The 13,566-nt window shown below is 55.6% G+C and carries 12 protein-coding genes and 1 pseudogene; 8 read left to right on the top strand and 5 right to left on the bottom strand.

Annotated features, from left to right (window positions below; translation table 11 throughout):
* Positions 1-160 precede the first annotated feature (160 nt).
* Positions 161-1,240, top strand: a complete 1,080-nt coding sequence (alr, locus tag TU92_RS17405) for an alanine racemase (protein WP_112168448.1) — start codon at positions 161-163, stop codon at positions 1,238-1,240.
* Positions 1,241-1,245: 5 nt separating this feature from the next.
* Here the strand turns inward: alr and TU92_RS17400 are convergent, their stop codons facing one another.
* Positions 1,246-2,025 (bottom strand): transporter substrate-binding domain-containing protein, encoded by a 780-nt coding sequence (locus tag TU92_RS17400; protein ID WP_112168447.1) that lies wholly within the window; start codon positions 2,023-2,025, stop codon positions 1,246-1,248.
* Between the two features lie 159 nt (positions 2,026-2,184).
* On the opposite strand from TU92_RS17400, the gene TU92_RS17395 reads away from it, so the two are divergent.
* Together TU92_RS17395 and TU92_RS17390 are read left to right on the top strand one after the other, a co-directional pair.
* Entirely contained in the window at positions 2,185-2,649 is a 465-nt protein-coding gene (locus TU92_RS17395) for an Lrp/AsnC family transcriptional regulator (RefSeq protein ID WP_112168446.1), read from the top strand.
* A gap of 245 nt (positions 2,650-2,894) precedes the next feature.
* The gene (locus TU92_RS17390) at positions 2,895-3,527 is read left to right on the top strand and encodes a YitT family protein (protein ID WP_112168445.1); all 633 of its coding nucleotides are present in this window, start codon (positions 2,895-2,897) and stop codon (positions 3,525-3,527) included.
* Positions 3,528-3,584: 57 nt separating this feature from the next.
* On the opposite strand, the gene TU92_RS17385 is transcribed toward TU92_RS17390, so the two are convergent.
* Complete coding sequence (locus tag TU92_RS17385) at positions 3,585-4,334, bottom strand: 3-oxoacyl-ACP reductase family protein (protein ID WP_112168444.1); 750 nt, start codon at positions 4,332-4,334, stop codon at positions 3,585-3,587.
* A gap of 225 nt (positions 4,335-4,559) precedes the next feature.
* On the opposite strand from TU92_RS17385, the gene TU92_RS17380 reads away from it, so the two are divergent.
* The 3 genes from TU92_RS17380 to TU92_RS17370 all read left to right on the top strand — a co-directional run bounded on the left by TU92_RS17380 (position 4,560) and on the right by TU92_RS17370 (position 6,681).
* Positions 4,560-5,753, top strand: a complete 1,194-nt coding sequence (locus TU92_RS17380; protein WP_112168477.1) for an amino acid aminotransferase — start codon at positions 4,560-4,562, stop codon at positions 5,751-5,753.
* Between the two features lie 152 nt (positions 5,754-5,905).
* Positions 5,906-6,331 carry a secondary thiamine-phosphate synthase enzyme YjbQ gene (locus TU92_RS17375; protein ID WP_112168443.1) on the top strand — a complete coding sequence of 142 codons (426 nt, stop codon included), beginning with the start codon at positions 5,906-5,908 and terminating at the stop codon, positions 6,329-6,331.
* On the top strand, positions 6,328-6,681 hold the full coding sequence (locus TU92_RS17370) for an MmcQ/YjbR family DNA-binding protein (RefSeq protein ID WP_112168442.1): 354 nt from the start codon (positions 6,328-6,330) through the stop codon (positions 6,679-6,681). Before TU92_RS17375 ends, TU92_RS17370 begins: the two co-directional genes overlap by 4 nt.
* Here the strand turns inward: TU92_RS17370 and TU92_RS17365 are convergent.
* Both TU92_RS17365 and TU92_RS17360 read right to left on the bottom strand, forming a co-directional pair.
* Positions 6,670-7,584: a pyridoxamine 5'-phosphate oxidase family protein gene (locus tag TU92_RS17365; RefSeq protein ID WP_112168441.1), complete on the bottom strand. Its 915-nt coding sequence runs from the start codon at positions 7,582-7,584 to the stop codon at positions 6,670-6,672. The genes TU92_RS17370 and TU92_RS17365 overlap by 12 nt on opposite strands.
* 5 nt (positions 7,585-7,589) lie before the next feature.
* Entirely contained in the window at positions 7,590-8,210 is a 621-nt protein-coding gene (locus tag TU92_RS17360) for a glutathione S-transferase family protein (protein WP_112168440.1), read from the bottom strand.
* A gap of 100 nt (positions 8,211-8,310) precedes the next feature.
* Between TU92_RS17360 and TU92_RS17355 the strand changes: the two genes are divergently transcribed.
* Both TU92_RS17355 and TU92_RS17350 read left to right on the top strand, forming a co-directional pair.
* Positions 8,311-9,228 (top strand): LysR family transcriptional regulator, encoded by a 918-nt coding sequence (locus TU92_RS17355; protein WP_112168439.1) that lies wholly within the window; start codon positions 8,311-8,313, stop codon positions 9,226-9,228.
* Positions 9,229-9,340: 112 nt separating this feature from the next.
* Positions 9,341-10,524, top strand: a pseudogene (locus TU92_RS17350) (alpha/beta hydrolase-fold protein).
* Positions 10,525-10,581: 57 nt separating this feature from the next.
* Here the strand turns inward: TU92_RS17350 and uvrA are convergent.
* Positions 10,582-13,437 carry an excinuclease ABC subunit UvrA gene (gene uvrA, locus TU92_RS17345; RefSeq protein WP_112168438.1) on the bottom strand — a complete coding sequence of 952 codons (2,856 nt, stop codon included), beginning with the start codon at positions 13,435-13,437 and terminating at the stop codon, positions 10,582-10,584.
* Between the last annotated feature and the right edge of the window lie 129 nt (positions 13,438-13,566).

Here is a 13,566-nt window from a genome sequence, read left to right as displayed (position 1 = left end):
CTGAAAGGGGAGGGATAAATTCAAAACCCATTTTAATGGAACCGGGTGTGACCTCTTTCCACTTTAAGACGGTGAAAGCAGGGAGGGGTTTAGTTTCAAGCCCGGCGGCACCCGATCTATGGCATTTAAATCAACATCTAAACGTTCAAAGGACTCAAAAATGAAAGCGGCTACGGCTGTCATTGATCGCCGCGCTCTGCGACACAATCTGCAACGGGTGCGTCATCTGGCGCCACAAAGTCGTCTGGTTGCGGTAGTGAAAGCAAACGCTTATGGGCACGGTTTGTTAGAGACGGTGCACAGCCTGCAAGACGCTGATTTTTACGGCGTCTCCCGGCTCAGCGAGGCGTTATCGCTGCGCAAAGCTGGGATCGTTAAACCGGTTCTTCTGCTTGAAGGGTTCTTCTCCGCCAGCGAGTTACCGCTGCTGGTGGAGCATCAGCTGCATACCGCCGTCCACAGTTTCGAACAGCTCGAGGCGCTGGAAAATGCGCAGCTGGCGCAGCCGTTAAATGTCTGGCTAAAAATTGATACCGGCATGCACCGCCTGGGCGTTCAGCCCGCGCAAGCCGACACGTTTTATCAGCGCCTGAGCGCCTGTCCGAACGTGGTGCAGCCGGTCAATATGATGAGCCATTTCTGCCGCGCCGATGAACCTCAAAGCGATGCGACGCCAAAACAGATGCGTTCTTTCCATGAGGTATCCGAAGGCAAAGCAGGGCTGAAATCCATCGCGGCCTCGGGTGGCATTCTGCTGTGGCCGGAATCGCATCTGGATCTGGTGCGCCCCGGCATCATCCTCTACGGCGTATCGCCATTGGAAACCGGTGATGCCAGTGATTATGGCCTGCAACCCGTGATGACGCTCACTTCAAGCCTGATTGCCGTGCGCGAACACGCCGCCGGTGAGCCGGTGGGTTATGGCAGCACCTGGACCAGCGATCGCGATACGCGCCTCGGCGTGGTGGCGATGGGTTATGGTGACGGGTATCCGCGCAGTGCGCCGAACGGCACGCCGGTGCGGGTGAATGGCCGCATTGTCCCGATCGCCGGACGAGTCTCAATGGATATGATCACCGTCGATTTAGGGCCGGATGCGACGGACAGCGTCGGGGATGAAGTGATTTTCTGGGGCAAGGATTTGCCGGCAGAGCGCGTTGCGGCAGCCACCGGCATCAGTGCTTACGAGCTGATCACGCAGTTAAGCGAGCGTGTCAGCCGTAATTATATTGGCGACTGACCGCCTTACTTCTTCACCGCCAGCCATTTACTGACCACCTGCTGATATTCACCGGTGGCTTTACTCAAATGAAGCCACTGGTCGACGTACATCTTCCAGCTCAGATCATCACGCGGCAGCATGTAGGCTTTTTCGCCATATTGCAGCGGCTTCTTCGGGTTCACCGCACACAGTTTTGGATAGCGTTTCTGCTGATACAACGCTTCGGACGCGTCGGTAATCATCACATCTGCCTCCTTATCCGCCAGCTTCTGGAAGATAGTCACGTTGTCGCTCAGCGTCAGCGTGCCTTTTGGCAGATGGCTGTGAACGAAGGCTTCATTGGTGCCGCCCGCCGGTTCGATCAGGCGCACGGTCGGTTGGTTCAGCTGTGCAACGGTCTGGTATTTACGCACGTCTTCGCAGCGCACCAGCGGGATCTTGCCGTCCTGATCCAGCACGTTGGCGAACCAGGCTTTTTGCTGGCGTTTGAGCGTGACCGAAATCCCGCCCATCGCGATATCACAATGCCCGGCGGACATCTCATCCATCAGCGATTTCCACGTCACCGGCACCCAGTTGACCTTCACGTCCAGACTTGCCGCCAGCGACTCAGCCATCGCAATATCAATGCCCTCGTACTGGCCCGGCGCTTTCAAAAATGTGTAAGGTTTGTAGTCACCGGTGGTGCAGACATTCAGAGAACCTTTCTGAATAACCCGCTCTAGACGTGAAGAGGTCGTGTCTGCCTGGGCAAGCACAGGAAACAGGGCGAAGAGAGCGAGAGAGGTGAGGATCTTTTTCATTATTCTTTCCTTGCGGTGAAATCATTCTGTTTTGCTATTACTCTGTTCTTTGCGCAAGTATAAGAAAAAACAGCCGATAAGTATTTAGCCTCTGCAAAAGGAATAGTCCTTGCAGTGTTCATGACGATAAACAAAAAATAAAACGACAGGAAAAGTGCCATGTACAGCATCGATGATTACGACCTGAAGATTTTGACGTTATTACAAGCGAATGGAAGACTGACCAATCAGGAGCTTAGCGAGCTGGTAGGATTATCCGCATCACAATGCTCCCGCCGCCGTATCGGGCTGGAACAGGCGCAGTTGATCCTCGGTTATCACGCCCGTCTGGCGCCTGAAGCTGTCGGTCTTGGGATGATTGGCCTGATTGAAGTTAGATTAATCAATCACTTGCCTGCACAGGTGGATTCCTTCCACAGCATGCTCGGTGAAGTGGACGCCATTATTGATGCCTATAAAACCACCGGCGACGCCGATTATTTATTAAAAGTCGCGGTGAAAGATTTAGCCGGTTTAAGCACGTTGATCAGCCAAATCCTTTCAGTACATAAAAGTGTGGCTCATGTAAAAACGTCGGTTGTGCTTAATCGCTTAAAAGAAAATGGGTTATTAACGGTTGCCTGATTTTCAAGGGTTGTTATTTTGAACGCACTATTATGGTGATTTATTTTGGTGCATAGCCACTCTTCTGGTGCATAACTATTAATTAAAATGCGTGATTTGTGCATGTAAAGAATAATTAACGCCATTAAAAATCTTATTTTCGATTTTTAATGCAAATTCCGTGCGTCGATATTGCCTTGAATTCACATCTCATGAATTATCACTAAAACTCTTTTGGTGGTTATTTTTCGGGGAAGTGGGAATTTATGGCAAGTGTGGACAATTTTGAAAAGCCGGTGGAACAACCGCGTACCGCGCATACTGCGCTGGAGGACGTGCTGGCGATTGTTATCGGTACGCTGATGGTCTCTTTTGGCGTGGTAATGCTGCGGCAGGTTGGCGCGCTCACCGGCGGCACGGCTGGCATGGCGTTTCTGGCGCACTATCTGACGCAGGTCTCCTTCGGTACGGCCTTCTTTATTATCAACTTACCGTTCTACTATCTTTCTATCCGCCGCATGGGTTGGCAGTTTACGCTGAAAACCTTCAGCGCCGTGGCGCTGGTCTCGGTGTTTTCCGACCTGCATCCGCTTTTCATTCACTTCGACCATCTTCAGCCGTTTTACGCCACGTTGTTTGGCAACGTTATTATGGGCATTGGCTTCATCGTTCTGTTTCGTCATAAGGCCAGCCTCGGCGGCGTAAATATTCTGGCGCTGTTTCTGCAGGATAAATACGGCCTCCGCGCGGGAAAATTACAGATGGGCGTGGACTGCTGCATCGTGCTGGCGTCGCTGTTCGTGGTCAGCTATGAAATGTTGATCGCCTCGATTTTGGGCGCGGTGATTGTGAATCTGATTATCGCGATGAACCACCGTCCGGGGCGTTACAGCGTCTGAACCGACGGATAAGAGATGGCGCAGACATTGCGTCATCGCTTATCAGATTACGCAAAGCTACGCGCCAAAACCGCCGTCAATGGTCAGATTGGCACCGGTGATATAACCCGCTTCCGGACCGGCGAGATAAGAGACAAAACTGGCGATTTCGACATCTTTTCCGTATCGGTTGAGTGCCATAAAGGATCGCATTCCATCCGCCATTTCGCCTTCTGCCGGATTCATATCGGTATCTACCGGGCCGGGTTGGACGTTATTGACGGTGATGCCGCGCGGGCCTAAATCGCGCGCCAGCCCTTTGGTCAGCCCGACGAGCGCAGATTTGCTCATGGCATACACCGCACCGCCCTGGAACGGCATTCGATCTGCGTTAACGCTACCGATGGTAATAATGCGGCCGCCGTCAGGCATGTGGCGCGCTGCCTGCTGGCTGGCGATGAAAACGCTACGAACGTTAATGGCGATCGTGCGGTCGAAATCGTCCATGGTGAGGGCGTCGAGTTCTCCGAAGGCCAGAATACCTGCGTTGTTTACCAGAATGTCGAGTTTGCCAAAGGTTTTTGCGGCGTCATCAATGGCTGTGCGGACACTGTTTTCATCGGCACTGTCCGCTTTAATCGCCACAGCTTTGCCGCCGCTGGCCTCGATAGTTTTTACCAGAGCATGTGCCTTTTCTTCGGAAGAAATGTAAGTGAAGGCCACGCTCGCCCCTTCGTTTGCCAGACGCTGAACGATGGCCGCGCCAATACCGCGTGAACCGCCCTGAACAAAAGCGGCCTTACCTTGCAATGATTGATGAGTGGTCATTTTGAGTGGCTCCGGTTCGGATGAATTAACTATAAGATCTTAGACTAGTCGGACTTTTTAGCTTCTCAGGTAAACGGGGGATTTGATACGCAATGGGTGCCCGAAAAATGACAACATAGTTCTCATCTTTTTTAACGAACTTTGATAGTCTGTGAAACAGTGTCGATCCGCCGCCTGAGCGTTGCGATCGCCGCGCCACTTAACCAAACCAAGGAGATGTATACCGTGTTCCAACATGTCGATGCCTATGCCGGTGACCCGATTTTGTCGCTGATGGAAAGCTTTAAAACCGATCCAAGACAAGACAAAGTGAACCTGAGCATCGGTCTTTATTACGACGAGCAGGGTATTATTCCGCAACTGGCGGCGGTAGAAAGCGCAGAGAACCAGCTGAACGCCGGGCCGCAGGCCGCGTCAGTGTATCTGCCAATGGAAGGGCTGACCGCTTACCGTGCGGGCATCCAGGAGCTGTTGTTTGGCGCTGAACACCCGGCACTGAAGCAGCAGCGTATCGCCACCATTCAGACCGTCGGTGGTTCCGGCGCACTGAAAGTGGGCGCAGACTTCCTGAAATTTTACTTCCCGAATTCAGAAGTTTACGTGAGTGACCCGACCTGGGAAAACCACGTGGCTATCTTTGGTGGCGCGGGCTTTAAAGTTCACACGTATCCGTACTATGACCCTGAAACGCTGGGCGTAAATTTTGCGGCTATGATTGACCGCCTGAAAACGTTGCCAGCGCAAAGCATCGTGTTGCTGCATCCATGCTGTCACAACCCGACCGGTTCTGACCTGACGCCAGCGCAGTGGGATCAGGTGATCGAAGTGACCAAACAGCGCGAGCTGATCCCGTTCCTCGACATCGCCTATCAGGGCTTTGGCGCAGGCATTGAAGAAGATGCCTACGCAATTCGCGCGATGGCCTCTGCCGGCGTGAACTGCTTCGTCAGCAACTCGTTCTCGAAAATTTTCTCCCTGTACGGCGAGCGCGTCGGCGGGTTATCCGTAGTGTGTGAAGACAGCGAAGCGGCGGGCCGCGTGCTCGGTCAGCTGAAAGCGACCGTGCGCCGCAACTACTCCAGCCCGCCGAATTTCGGGGCGAAAGTGGTGGCCAAAGTCCTGAGCGACAGCGTGCTGAACGCCCAATGGAAAGCCGAAGTTGAGAAGATGCGCACCCGTATTCTGGAAATGCGCCACACGCTGGTCGATACCCTGAAAACCGCCTTGCCGGGCCGTAACTTTGACTACCTGTTGCAACAGCGCGGGATGTTCAGCTACACCGGTTTCAGCGAAGCACAGGTGATCCGTCTGCGTGAAGAGTTCGGCGTTTATCTGATAGCCAGTGGCCGCGTCTGCATGGCTGGCCTGAATCATCACAACGTGAAACAGGTGGCTGAAGCCTTCGCCCGAGTGCAGTAAATCCCGCCAAAATATACTTCCAAAGGGCTGACAGCAATGTCGGCCCTTTTTCGGTCTTTACGGCTCTTTACGCCTTCCGCCTTTATTTTTCGTCATGTTGCTGCACACTTACTACAGTTAAATTTTACGCAGGCAAGGCGTTGAGAAATCCTATGTGGCATCAGCAAACTATTACCCTCGGCGCGAAATCGCGGGGCTTTCATCTGGTCACTGACGAAGTGGTCGGCAAAATTTCGCGGCTCGGCGAGGTCCAGACCGGGCTGCTGCATCTGTTCATTCAGCATACGTCGGCCTCGCTGACGCTCAATGAAAACTGTGATCCGACGGTGCGGTTCGACATGGAGCAACACTTCATGCGCAGCGTGCCGGAGAATGCGCCCTACGAGCATGATTACGAAGGCCGCGATGACATGCCGGGTCACATTAAATCATCGTTACTCGGTGCATCATTAGTTCTGCCCGTTTCCAGAGGAAGGTTGCTGCTCGGCACCTGGCAAGGGATCTGGCTGGGCGAACATCGGATCGACGGCGGACAGCGCCGGATCGTAATCACGTTACAAGGAGAAACCCAAACATGACCAGTTCTGAACTGCTGACTTACTGCATGGGAAAACCCGGTGCGGAGCAAAGTGTTGAAAATCAGCGCGGTGCAAATCAGGTAAAAGTGGGCGATGCAATGTTCGCCATGGTGTGTGACGTCGGAGGCCGTGAGGCGATTTCACTGAAAACCAGCCCGGAGCTGGCGGAGCAGCTGCGCGCCAAACACCCTGAAATTGTACCGGGCGATCATCTCAATAAAGCGCACTGGAACACGGTGTATCTCGACGGGGCGCTTTTGGATTCACAGTTTTATTATCTGATTGACGGTTCCTATCAGTTGGTCGTCTCCGGCCTGCCGGAAGCGGTGCGTCACGATTTAGGACTCTGATTCACGCTGCCAGTGACCGGTGCTCAGCGTGGCGGACGAGTATTCCACCGCGTCTGCCCGCCATGGCAGCGCGGAGCGGAAACGCCACAGACGTGTGATGTCCAGCGTCCAGTAGCGTTCAGTGCCCGCCGGAACGGAGATCTCATCCGGCTGCCAGTGGATCTGCGTCGTCCCCTGAATATGCAAAACGTCGCCGTTGTCGAAATCGATAAACAGCAGTGCGGCGCGGGGTTCCGCCAGCAGATTCCCCAGCGTGTTCATGTACTTATTACCGCGATAATCCGGTATCCATAGCCGGTTCCCCACCAGATGCGCAAATCCCGGCTGACCGCCGCGATGCGAGACATCTGCGCCATCGGGCGCGTGGCTGGCGATGAAAAACGTGTCGGCACGCGCAATCAGCGCACGGGCGTCATCATCGGGCATGGTCATATCTTCCCGCGGTGCCAGCGGTCTGCTGACCGGCACGTCGGTCAGTTTGCGGATCTGAATATATTGCGGACAGTTACCAAAACTCTGATCGACGACGATCTCGATCCGATTTTTGTCCATCCGCCCGATCCTGCCGTTGACGCGGTTGCGGCGCCGGTTAGAAAAATCGATCCCCAGCGCGCCTATCTGTTTCCCCGTTTGCAGCACGGCCAGCGCCGGGTCATCCGCCCGTCGGGGTGCGTTCACCCGCAAATGACCGTCGTCGGGCACACGGATAAAACCGGCAGGGCCGCACAGCAATGTCGCCACCGGCCATCCGTCTTCATCCAGCGTTGAGATAAACAGGTATGGCAGTGCGGTGAAAAACAGCTGATGCTGCTCCGGCATCGCCTCGCGGATCCCATGCGCGACGACGTCGAAACCGGCCAGTGCCTGCGCCTGACGTTCACCGGCATGGAACGGATTGTTCATGGCGCTTACTTCTCGTCTTCTGGCAGCGGCAGGGCGGGCAGCGGCGTAAAGCCCGGCAGGCTCTCGATGCGCGTCAGCCAGCGTTGAATCGCCGGATACGTTGCCAGCGAAATACCGCCTTCCGGTGCGGTGGCGATATAGGAGTAGCAGGCCAGATCGGCAATGGTGGCGCGCGCTGTCGCCAGAAACTCATGCGCGTCAAGGTGCTGTTCCAGCTGCGGCAGAAATTTTGCCGTGACCGCCCGCGCGCTTTCCATCGATTCAGGCGCAGAAAACTGTTTCACCATCCGCGCAGAGGCCGGACCAAAGCGCACTTCACCTGCGGCGCGGGACAACCATTTCTGCACGTCCGCCGCTTGCAGCGGATCTTCCGGCAGCCAGTGGCTGTCCGGTGCGTAACGCTTGACCAGATACACCAAAATCGCATTGCTGTCGGTGATCACATGTTCATCATCGACCAGCACCGGAATTTGCCCCAGCGGGTTGAGGCGCAGAAATTCGGCGGATTTCCGCACGTCGGCCTGCGCTTCTTTTACCTCAAACGGCAAACTGAGCATGTTGAGCAGCAGGGTGACGCGGTGGCAGTGGCCGGAAAACGGCGTGCTGTAGAGCTGAATGGCGGGCATAAATATTCTCCTCTGTGACTGTCCTTGCAGATTACTCTTGCATTAAATGATTGTGATCCACGAAGATTGAAATTGAGTGTTTCAGTTTGTGGAAGAATCTATGGATCGTTTGGACGAAATGGCGATTTTTGTCGCCGTACTTCAGTATGGCAGCCTGGCAGAAGCCGCCCGTAAACTTCACCGTTCCCCTCCGGCGATCACCCGTGCCATTGCCTCTCTGGAACATCGCTTTGGCGCGCGGCTGGTTGAGCGCACCACCCGCAGCCTCGCGCCGACCGAAGCGGGCGCACGGCTGGCCGAAAAAGCGCGCGTTCTGCTCAGCCAGTATCAGGACGCCGTCGAAGACGCCACCGAAACCCAGCTCAGCGGTCTGTTGCGGTTAACCGCGCCGGTGCAGTTTGGCCGTAAACACGTTGCGCCGCTGGTGATGGCGTTTCTGGCGCAGAACCCTGACATGCAGATTGAGATGATGCTCAACGACCGCAATCTGGATTTGATCGACGAAGGTCTGGATCTGGCGGTACGTATCGGGCATCAGGTAGATTCGGGGAAAGTAGCGCGGAAGGTGGCGCAAGTGACCCGCGTGCTGGTCGCCAGCCCGGACTATCTGGCTGAATACGGTGTGCCACAGCACCCGTCTGAGCTGGCCAGGCATCAGACCATTATGGGCACGCTGCGAGCGCAGATCAGCGAATGGCGCTTCGGGCCGCACGAGGATGGGCTGCGCGTGCGTCTCTCGCCACGCTTACTGTCGAATGACGTTGAGTCGCAGCTGCTGGCTGTGCGCAGCGGGCAGGGCATTGCACGGCTGCTGTCATATCAGGTGATGGACGATTTACAGGCAGGTAACATGGTGCGACTGTTAACGGAGTTCGAACCGCTGCCGTTGCCGGTTCAGCTGGTGGCGCAGCAGGTGCAGCAAATGCCGCGCAAAGTCCGCACCTTCTGGGATTTTGCTTTTGAGCGGCTCAGCGCGCTTCCGCAGTTGCATTCCCTGACGCCATCCTCCAAACAGTGATGCCGGTCACACTCATCTGCGGCAAAAATAACCTACTCTGAGAGTTGTGCAAAAACAGTGAGTTACTTCAGGACAGGTTGTCCGCTTGCTCACGCCAACCCAGAAGGAAAGGATGATGACCCGTAACCGGCTGAATCTTGCCACGCTTTTGATTCTGGCGCTCAGCGCGCCGCTCCCCCTGACCGCGTTCGCGCAGAGCCTGCCGCAGGATCCTGACGCATCGTCTCCGGCGAAAACCTACATTACCGCCGTGAATCCTGATCTCACCATCACATACCGCCTTTACGCCCCGACGGCGGAGCATGTGGACGTGGTGACCGGTTCGACGCCGGTGAGCTACATTCCGCATCAGATGGCCAAGGACGACAAAGGCGTCTGGAGCTGGACCTCGGAGGCTCAAAAACCGGATCTCTATGAATATTTCTTTAACGTGGATGGCCTGCGCATCGCCGATCCGGGCAGCGCGATGCCGAAACCGCAGCGTCAGGTGAACACCAGCCTGATTCTGGTGCCGGGCAGCATTCTGGATGTGAAAAACGTCCCGCACGGCGAAGTGCGTATGCTGACCTATCATTCGGCGGCGCTGAACTCAGAACGTCAGGTCGCGGTCTGGACGCCGCCGGGTTATACCGATGCGTCGCAACCGCTGCCGGTGCTCTATTTCTATCACGGCTTTGGCGATACCGGCCGCTCGGCGCTGGATCAGGGGCGTATTCCGCAAATCATGGATAACCTGCTGGCGGAGAAAAAAATCGCGCCAATGTTAGTGGTCATCCCGGATACCGAAACCGACGCCAAAGGCATCGTGCCTGAGGAGTTCGTCACCAAAGATCGCCGTAAAGAGTTCTATCCGCGCAATGCTGCCGCAGCGGATAAAGAGCTGACAGGCGATATTATTCCGCTGATTTCCAAAACCTTCCGCGCGCGAGATGACGCCGCCGGACGCGCGCTGGCCGGGCTTTCGCAGGGCGGATACCAGACGCTGGTCAGCGGGATGACGCATCTTGACCAGTTGGCTGGCTGGCGACGTTCAGCGGTGTCAGTACCACGACGGTCCCGAATGAAGACGTGGCGAAACGCTTTGCCGAGCCAGATAAAATCAACGCGCAGCTGAAAAACTTCACCGTGGTCGTCGGGCAGAAAGATGTCGTCACGGGCAAAGATATTGCGGGGCTGAAATCTGAGCTTGAAGAGAAAAAGATTAAATTCGATTACCACGAATACCCGAATCTCGGTCATGAAATGGACGTCTGGCGTCCGGCTTACATTGAGTTTGTGCAGAAGATTTTTAAGTAGACAGTACGACGTAGCAACAAAAAGGCCTTCCCGGTGGGAAGGCCTTTTGTGTAGCGGTTAAGCCGTTTTCTTCGCCTGCTGGCGGTGGCGTTCCAGCAGCGGTTTCAGGAAGCGGGCGGTGTGCGATTCTTTGCATTCCGCCACGGTTTCCGGCGTACCGGCGACCAGAATTTGCCCGCCGCCCGCACCGCCTTCCGGCCCGAGATCGACAATCCAGTCCGCGGTTTTAATCACGTCCAGATTGTGTTCAATCACCACGATGGTGTTGCCCTGATCGCGCAGCTGATGCAGCACTTCCAGCAATTGCTGAATATCGGCAAAGTGCAGGCCGGTGGTTGGTTCATCGAGAATGTACAGGGTCTGACCGGTGCCGCGTTTGGAAAGCTCACGCGCCAGTTTCACACGCTGCGCTTCACCGCCAGACAGTGTGGTTGCTGACTGGCCGAGGCAAATATAAGTCAGGCCGACATCGATCAGCGTCTGCAATTTACGCGCCAGTGCCGGCACGGCATCAAAGAATTCACGGGCTTCTTCGATGGTCATTTCCAGCACTTCGTGGATGCTCTTGCCTTTGTATTTCACTTCCAGCGTTTCACGGTTGTAACGTTTGCCACGGCACTGATCGCACGGCACATAAATATCCGGCAGGAAGTGCATTTCCACTTTGATCACGCCGTCGCCCTGACAGGCTTCGCAGCGCCCACCTTTGACGTTGAAACTGAAACGCCCAGGCGTATAACCGCGTGAACGGGATTCCGGTACACCGGCAAACAGTTCACGTACCGGCGTGAAAATGCCGGTATAGGTCGCCGGGTTAGAACGCGGCGTACGGCCAATCGGGCTCTGGTCGATATCGATAACTTTATCGAAATGCCCCAGACCTTCGATCTCACGGTACGGCGCGGCTTCAGCGAGCGTTGCACCGTTCAGTTCGCGCTGCGCCAGCGGGAACAGGGTGTCGTTGATCAGCGTCGATTTGCCCGAACCGGACACGCCGGTGATGCAGGTGAACAGACCCACCGGCAGCGTCAGCGTTACGTCTTTCAGGTTGTTGCCCTTGGCACCGGATAGCTTCAGCACTTTGGTGGCATCTGCTGGCACGCGCTCGGCGGGCACTGAGATTTCACGTTTGCCGCTGAGGAACTGGCCGGTCAGGGACTCTTCCTGCGCCATAATATCGTCGGCGGTGCCTTCGGCGACCACGCGGCCACCGTGAACCCCCGCACCCGGCCCGATATCAATGATATGGTCAGCGGCGCGGATCGCGTCTTCATCATGTTCCACCACGATTACGGTATTCCCGAGGTCGCGCAGGTGGATCAAGGTTTCCAGCAGGCGTTCGTTGTCGCGCTGATGCAGGCCAATAGACGGCTCATCGAGCACGTACATGACCCCCACCAGTCCGGCACCGATCTGGCTTGCCAGACGGATACGCTGGGCTTCACCGCCGGACAGTGTTTCAGCCGAACGGGACAGAGAAAGATAATTCAGGCCGACGTTCACCAGGAATTTCAGGCGATCGCCGATCTCTTTCAACACTTTCTCGGCGATCTGCGCGCGCTGGCCGCTGAGTTTCATATTGCGGAAGAAATCCATCGCATGACCGATGCTGAAATCAGAGATTTCCGGCAGCGTGGTTTCTTCAACAAACACGTTACGCGCTTCTTCGCGCAGACGAGTGCCTTTACAGGACGCGCACGAACGGTTGCTAATGTATTTCGACAGTTCTTCACGCACCGCGCTGGATTCCGTTTCTTTATAACGGCGCTCCATGTTGTGCAGCACGCCTTCGAACGGATGACGACGAATCGACGTATCACCGCGGTCGTTAATGTATTTGAATTCAATGGTGGTTTTGCCCGAGCCGTGCAGGATGGCGTTTTTCACGTCGCTGCTCAGCTCGTTGTAAGGCGCTTCCACATCAAAATCATAATGCTCGCCGAGAGAGCGCAGCATCTGAAAATAATAGAAGTTACGGCGATCCCAGCCGCGGATTGCGCCACCGGCCAAGGAAAGCTCCGGATTCTGCACCACACGATCCGGGTCAAAGAACTGCTGCACGCCCAGGCCATCACAGGTCTGGCAGGCACCGGCCGGGTTGTTGAATGAGAACATGCGCGGTTCGAGCTCGCTCATGCTGTAGCCACAAATCGGGCAGGCAAAGTTCGCCGAGAACAGCATTTCCGGTGCTTTCGGGTCATCCATATCGGCGACCACGGCGGTGCCGCCGGAGAGCTCCAGCGCGGTTTCGAAAGATTCCGCCAGACGCTGCTGTAAATCTTCACGCACTTTAAAGCGGTCAACCACGACTTCAATGGTGTGCTTTTTCTGCAGTTCCAGCTTCGGCGGATCTGACAGGTCACAGACTTCGCCGTCGATACGCGCACGGATATAGCCTTGCGAGGCCAGATTTTCCAGCGTCTTTGTGTGCTCGCCTTTACGGTCTTTGATGATCGTGGCAAGCAGCATCAGGCGCTGGCCTTCCGGCTGCGCCAGCACGTTATCCACCATCTGGCTGACGGTCTGGGCTGACAAGGTCACATTGTGATCCGGGCAGCGCGGCTCGCCCACGCGGGCAAACAGCAGACGCAGGTAGTCGTGGATTTCCGTGATGGTCCCGACGGTGGAACGCGGGTTGTGCGATGTCGATTTTTGCTCAATCGAAATCGCCGGAGACAGACCTTCAATATGGTCGACGTCCGGTTTTTCCATTAAGGATAAAAATTGGCGTGCATAGGCAGACAGCGACTCGACGTATCGGCGCTGGCCTTCGGCGTACAGCGTATCGAACGCCAGAGAGGACTTGCCAGATCCCGATAAGCCGGTGACAACAATCAGTTTGTCGCGCGGGATAATCAGGTTGATATTCTTGAGATTATGGGTGCGTGCGCCCCGAACTTCGATCTTATCCATTCATCATTCCCGGATTAACTTGATAGCTCACCGTGCCGGTGACCGTCGGAAAATGTTGCATCGCGCCGGTCAGCGAATCGGGCACAGAGAAGAACGTAACGCGCAATTATGACACAAATCACAGTCTAT

The organism is Rahnella inusitata (genome assembly GCF_003263515.1).
GTDB classification, from domain to species: Bacteria; Pseudomonadota; Gammaproteobacteria; order Enterobacterales; family Enterobacteriaceae; genus Rahnella; species Rahnella inusitata.
Note: the sequence above shows the minus strand (reverse complement) of the source record. Positions and strands in the feature narration are given on the sequence as shown.